The sequence below is a fragment of the Chryseobacterium sp. FH2 genome (assembly GCF_001045455.1).
In the GTDB taxonomy this organism is placed as follows: domain Bacteria; phylum Bacteroidota; class Bacteroidia; order Flavobacteriales; family Weeksellaceae; genus Chryseobacterium.
This window is the reverse complement of the sequence record NZ_LFNE01000018.1, coordinates 1-5,817: the sequence shown is the minus strand read 5'-3', so window position 1 is coordinate 5,817 and position 5,817 is coordinate 1. Positions and strand designations below refer to the sequence as shown.

Here is a 5,817-nt window from a genome sequence, read left to right as displayed (position 1 = left end):
GTTGATACTATTAATAGTACCAATGTAAATAAGTATAATAATTTTGCCTATTATATTTCTAAAACAAAAAATGGAAATTCCAAAGCAATCTATTTATATAACGAAATCCTCAAAAAATTTCCAAACCGAACCGTTGCTTATCTCAATTTAGCTGACAGCTATTGGGCAATCGGTAACGAAGACTTAGCCAAAGAAAACTACAAAAAGTATGTGGAGCTAATGAAATCCCAGAAAAAGGATTTGAAGAAAATTCCTAAAGAAGTTTGGGAGAGAATAAAAATAATATAACAAAAAGACAGAATGAGAAAATATCTATTACTAGTTTTGATATTTACAAACATCAAAGTATATTCTCGATGTGTTCAAATTAAATATTATCTGAATTACATTGGTTTTATTGGTAAATATCCGAATTAGATTTCACTAAAGATGAACAAAATTTTAGTGGAAGTTATTATTATTTAAGTAAAGGAAATATAGTTGGGGAAATGGTCAGAAATGGGCGATAGCAGAGTTTATGATGTTCAACTTTCAGCCCAAGAGAATTTAAAAATCTTCAACCCTGCTCCCTAAAAGGAACTTTTAGCTAGATAAAGTAAACCAATTTAACAGCATAGAAGCTTAATTTAAGTTGTCTTTAACATCTACTTACATCGAAATTAAGTATATTCGCCTTTTAATTTATTTGAAGAAATGAAGAAGATAATTTCTACCCTATTTTTGTTTAGTGCAAGTGTTATTTTTGCCCAGGAAGCCATACAATTTCAGGAATTACCATTCAAAGATTTGATAGCAAAAGCAAAAAAAGAAAACAAAATAGTTTTCTTAGACGCCTACGCCTCATGGTGTGGGCCCTGCAAAATGATGGAGAAAAATATTTTCACAAAAAAATCTGTCGGAGATTATTATAACGCAAACTTTGTGAATGCAAGATTTGACATGGAAAAAGGTGAAGGCAGAGAAATTGCATCAAAATACGGAGTTCGTTCTTACCCTACTTATCTTTTCCTAAATGGCGACGGAGAATTGGTTTCGCAAAATTTCGGTTATATGGATGAAAGTCCTTTTTTGGCAATGGCTCAGGATATAAATTCGCCCAATAACAAGAAAGGCTCATTAAAAGAGCGTTTTGCAAAAGGTGAGAAAGACCCGGAATTTCTTATCAACATTATGAAATTAAATTCTTCTTCTGATTTTGATTTTGCTAAAAAAGCCTCAGAAAGATATTTTGAAAATAAAAAGAAAACCGACGAATTATCAAAAGATGACATCGGGTTTATATTATTTTTCTTAAAATCAACTGAAGATCCTAATTATAAAGTTTTTACACAAAGAAAAGCGGATATTATAAAATTCCTTCCCGAAGAAACTTATAATCAGTTTGATGCCCAGATAAAGTTGTCAAAAATCGTCGAGCAATCAATTGATGAGAAAAATAACAGAATTGATGAAGAATATTTCATGAAAAATGCTGAGCCGTTAGTAGGGAAATATGATGCATTGATAAGGCTTAACCAAATGAAACTAAGCTTTTATGAGCAACATGCAAACTATCCGGAATACGAAAAAGCAGCGCTGGAATATTATAAAAATTCAGACTCATTTGATACAAATGAATTATTAAAAACTGCCTGGGTATTTTCTGATAATGTAAAAAACCTTTCATCATTAAAAAAAGCTGCTGAATGGGCAGAAAAATCAGTAATGAGAGGAGAAACATCAGAAAATACATATATTCTCGCAAAGCTTTATTTCTTAACAGGAAATAAAGATATGGCAAAAACATATGCAGAAATGTCTAAAAATATAGCCGTTCAGGCAAATAAAGATTCTAAATTAGCAGAAGATTTATTAAATCAGATTAAATAAATATAAAACACAAGGTTTGAAGTACAAATTTTTAGCAGGATTTCTTACATTACTTTCTGTAGGAAGCCTAAACGCTCAGGAGCAGGAAAAACCAGAAACAAGCGTATACTTAAAAGGGAATGCTCTTTTCATTCCTATTGGAGTGATAAATGTAGGCCTAGAACATCAATTAAGCAAAAGGTACACGTTGCAAGGTGATCTGCTAATCTCTCCCTGGAAATCATTTGCCGGTCACGAAATGCAATACTACTCGGTTTCTGTAGAGGGCAGATATTATTTTGATGAAGCTTTTAAACATTGGTATTTAGGTGCCAATCTAGGGTTTTCTGCCTTCAATGTGCAAAAATGGAATTATTGGAAAGAAGGAATTTTTGTAAACGACAATAATGAAGAATTTTCAAAATCTAATCTTCACCAAAAAGGAATATCTATTTTAGTAGGAGTTACAGCAGGATATCAGTTTAAATTATCTGAAAATTGGAATATGGATATTTATGCAACTGCTGGCTCTTCTCAAGACTTTTATAAAGGTTATGATAGAACTACGGGCGAACGTTATGATGGCGCTAGCGGAACAAATAAAAGTGGAGAAATTGTCCCTTACAGAGGAGGGGTTATGCTTTCTTATAAATTTAAATAAATGAAATTATTTAGAAAAAATCATATCATTATATCAATTATCACCTTTGTGATTCTTTTCTTAATGAATTACATTGGTAATGATTCGCCAGACAAAATGCAAAGAGCTTTGCTGACAGCTTTTGCAGGAGTTATCGGGCTATCGGTTGGGCTTTTTATTTTGAATAAAGGCAAAAATGATAACAGCCCACCACAAAATTTTGATTAAAAAACAGTACTGAAAAGGTCAATTGTAGATTTACAGTTGACCTTTAATATATTTAGTTTTCGTAAACAACATATTTTGTTCTAATTTGTTCAAATTTATCCAAATCTGACTTCCAAGATGCTTTAATTTCTGAAATTGTTTTCCCTGCAATAATTTGCTTTCTCAGTTCATCAGTTCCAGCTAAAGTATCAAACCATAAATTTTTCAGAAAAAAATCTAATTGCGGGTTTTTATAATTTTTGTAAGCTTTGATAACCCATTCTAAATTTAATTCTCTTAAATCTTTAGAATAATTCGAAAGATCTTCACCATAGCAAAGCTTTCCATTCAAAAAAGGATCTTTTGCTCCAAAATTAGGCTTAGGGATAAACTGATAAGGCAAATTTGTAGTCCAGGGTGAGCCATAAATTTGAAACGGTAAATCCGTTCCTCGTCCTACAGAAACCTGAGTACCTTCAAAAAAACACAAACTCGGATATAAATTGATTGATTGATCATTCGGCAAATTAGGAGAAGGTTTGTCTAAAATTGCATAACGTTCTTTTTTATGATAGTTTTTCATCATAACCAGAGTGAATTTAGCTTGTACCCCATTTTTCAGCCACTTTTCCCCATTTACCATTTTACCATATTCTCCGATTGTCAATCCGTAAACGACAGGAACTTCATGCATGCCGACAAAACTTGTCCATTTTTTCTTTAAAACAGGGCCGTCTGTATAACCATCATGTGGATTTGGTCTGTCTAAAACCATTACTTCAATGTTGTTTTCAGCCGCGGCTTCCATTAAATATGATAAGGTTGAAATATAAGTATAGAATCTTACACCAACATCCTGAATATCAAAAACAACAATATCAATTCCATGTAATTGCTCAGGTGTTGGTTTTTTATTATTTCCATATAATGAAACAATAGGAATTCCTGTTTTTACGTCCACTCCGTTTTTTACCTTTTCCCCCGCATCAGCATCGCCTCTAAAACCATGCTCAGGAGCGAAAATTGATTTTATTTTAACATTATTTTTCACTAAAAAATCTACCAGGTGTGTTCTATCATTCATTAATCCTGTTTGATTAGTGACCACACCAATAGTTTTTCCTTTTATTAATGGCAAATACACCTCAGGCTGATCTGCTCCGGTTTTAAAATCCGTCGTAACTTGTGTTTGAGAATAATATTGATTGAATAGTCCTAAAAAAATTAGGCAAATCAGAAGTAAATTTTTAATTTTGAAATCTAAATTCATAAGCTTGAAATTTCCTTTATATTTCTCTAGAAAAATAGCGTTTTCCAAAGATAACAAAAATAACCTTTCGAGGGTTATCATCTTCATAGGCAGACTTTCTGTTGCTTTAGGGATTATCGTTTCTTTAATTACCGTTGCTACAGGTTTCGGTTCAAAAAAAGCAATTAAAGAAAGGCTGGCAGATTTCAATGGGCATATCACTGTAAAATCAACAAGATCTAATTCCTCTTACACCACTTCTATTCTTGACAATCAGGGTCTGGATATTCCGAAAATTAAAGAAATTCCTGACGTGGAAACTATTCAGAAATATGCTTCTGTAACTGGGATTATGCGTAACGAACATAATTTTGCCGGAATTATCTTCAAAGGCGTTGGAAAGGATTTTGACAGTTTAAGATTTAAAAAATTTCTGGTTTCAGGAACTACTCCAAAAGTAACTGAAATTGGTTTTAATAATGGTATTACTATTTCCCAAAAAATTGCCAATGATCTTCATTTAAAAGTAAAAGACAGTATTGTTACTGTATTTTCAAAAGCCGATCAAAAGCCTATTTACAGGAAATTTGAAGTAGTAGGAATTTATAAAACTGACATTAAAATGATTGATGAGCAATTTGTTATAGGAGGCATCAATCATGTAAGAAAAATTCAGGATATGAAAGCCAATGAAATTGGCGGAATTGATATTTTTATGAAAAATGTAAATGATATCGACAAAGATTTTCCTGAAATCGAAAAATTAATCGGTTATAAGAATTATGCAGAAAAAGCAACCGACAAATTCCCTCAAATTACAGATTGGATTAGTATTTTTGATACAAATATTGCACTGATCATCATCATCATGCTTATTGTTGTCATCATTAATATTATCATGGTTCTTTTAATTCTTATTATTGAAAGAACGAATTCTATTGGTTTACTTAAAACATTAGGAGCAACAAATTCCCAAATCAGAGCAACTTTCATCAATTATACCTTAATTATCATGATTCCAGGACTTTTGTATGGAAATATAATTGGTCTTGGATTACTTCTGTTGCAGAAATTTTTCGGAATCATCAAATTAAACCCTGAAAACTATTATGTAAGCACAGTTCCTGTAGACTTGAATCCAATTGCTATTATCTCTATTTCTATCGGAATTTTACTAATATCTGGTTTAGCCTTAATTATTCCAAGCTATTTGATTAGTAAAATATCTCCAGTTAAAGCAATTAAGTATAGCTAACTTTATGTTGATTTTAACATATTCTTATGTGGCTTTTATCAATAAATTATTTTCTGCTAAACACTTATTAAACTGAAGGGTGAAATAATTCAAAAAACTCAAACAAATTTATATAATATTTGTTGCTTAATACAAATAACTACCGTGTTTATCTTCAATCAAATTTTTAGGTTTCATATTATTAATCCTATTCAGAATTATTAAAATAAAACGGATTACGATCCTCCAGGAAATTTGTTTTACATCAATAAATACGTTTTAATTCTCTTCCCCATTAAACAACAATTCTTATATTCTCATTATAGAATACAGAAACTTTTTTCCTAATGTCAGGGCTTCTCTTGTTTCAGTGACAGGGATTCTGCTTCTAGCTTTTACCACTAGCAAAATTACTCGCAGCCTATATAGCCTTTGCCAAGTTACTTATTCTTTTGAAGTGAATAGGATAAAGGATAAGGTATAGATATACAGGGATTGTACAGTTTAGCTCAAAAAAAAGTCTCATCCGGTATATGGATGAGACTTTATGTATTTTCTGTGTTTTTCGTCATTTCCGTTATTTTGTGGAAAAAAAAAACTCCTTTATCTTTCGATAAAGGAGTTGTAAATAAAAACTGG

At 31.3% G+C, this 5,817-nt stretch carries 6 protein-coding genes; 5 read left to right on the top strand and 1 reads right to left on the bottom strand.

Going from position 1 to position 5,817, the window contains the following annotated elements:
• The 4 genes from ACM39_RS19330 to ACM39_RS18525 form a co-directional block, all read left to right on the top strand.
• On the top strand, nt 1–288 hold a 288-nt coding region (locus ACM39_RS19330; protein ID WP_048512543.1), incomplete at its 5' end, for a tetratricopeptide repeat protein.
• A gap of 405 nt (nt 289–693) precedes the next feature.
• Nucleotides 694–1,869 carry a thioredoxin family protein gene (locus ACM39_RS18535; RefSeq protein ID WP_048512542.1) on the top strand — a complete coding sequence of 392 codons (1,176 nt, stop codon included), beginning with the start codon at nt 694–696 and terminating at the stop codon, nt 1,867–1,869.
• A gap of 16 nt (nt 1,870–1,885) precedes the next feature.
• A complete protein-coding gene (locus ACM39_RS18530) occupies nt 1,886–2,509 on the top strand; it encodes a DUF3575 domain-containing protein (RefSeq protein ID WP_048512541.1) in 624 nt (207 codons plus the stop codon).
• Complete coding sequence (locus ACM39_RS18525; RefSeq protein WP_048512540.1) at nt 2,510–2,716, top strand: hypothetical protein; 207 nt, start codon at nt 2,510–2,512, stop codon at nt 2,714–2,716.
• 52 nt (nt 2,717–2,768) lie between these two features.
• Here ACM39_RS18525 and ACM39_RS18520 read toward each other — a convergent pair whose 3' ends face one another.
• Entirely contained in the window at nt 2,769–3,965 is a 1,197-nt protein-coding gene (locus ACM39_RS18520; RefSeq protein WP_048512544.1) for an exo-beta-N-acetylmuramidase NamZ domain-containing protein, read from the bottom strand.
• Nucleotides 3,966–3,969: 4 nt separating this feature from the next.
• On the opposite strand from ACM39_RS18520, the gene ACM39_RS18515 reads away from it, so the two are divergent.
• The gene (locus tag ACM39_RS18515; RefSeq protein WP_048512539.1) at nt 3,970–5,199 is read left to right on the top strand and encodes an ABC transporter permease; all 1,230 of its coding nucleotides are present in this window, start codon (nt 3,970–3,972) and stop codon (nt 5,197–5,199) included.
• Nucleotides 5,200–5,817 lie beyond the last annotated feature (618 nt).

Excerpts from the sequence above, each read along its gene's own strand:
- ACM39_RS18535 (WP_048512542.1), top strand. The coding sequence starts at position 694 with ATGAAGAAGATAATTTCTACCCTATTTTTGTTTAGTGCAAGTGTTATT.
- ACM39_RS18525 (WP_048512540.1), top strand. The coding sequence starts at position 2,510 with ATGAAATTATTTAGAAAAAATCATATCATTATATCAATTATCACCTTT.
- ACM39_RS18520 (WP_048512544.1), bottom strand. The coding sequence starts at position 3,965 with ATGAATTTAGATTTCAAAATTAAAAATTTACTTCTGATTTGCCTAATT.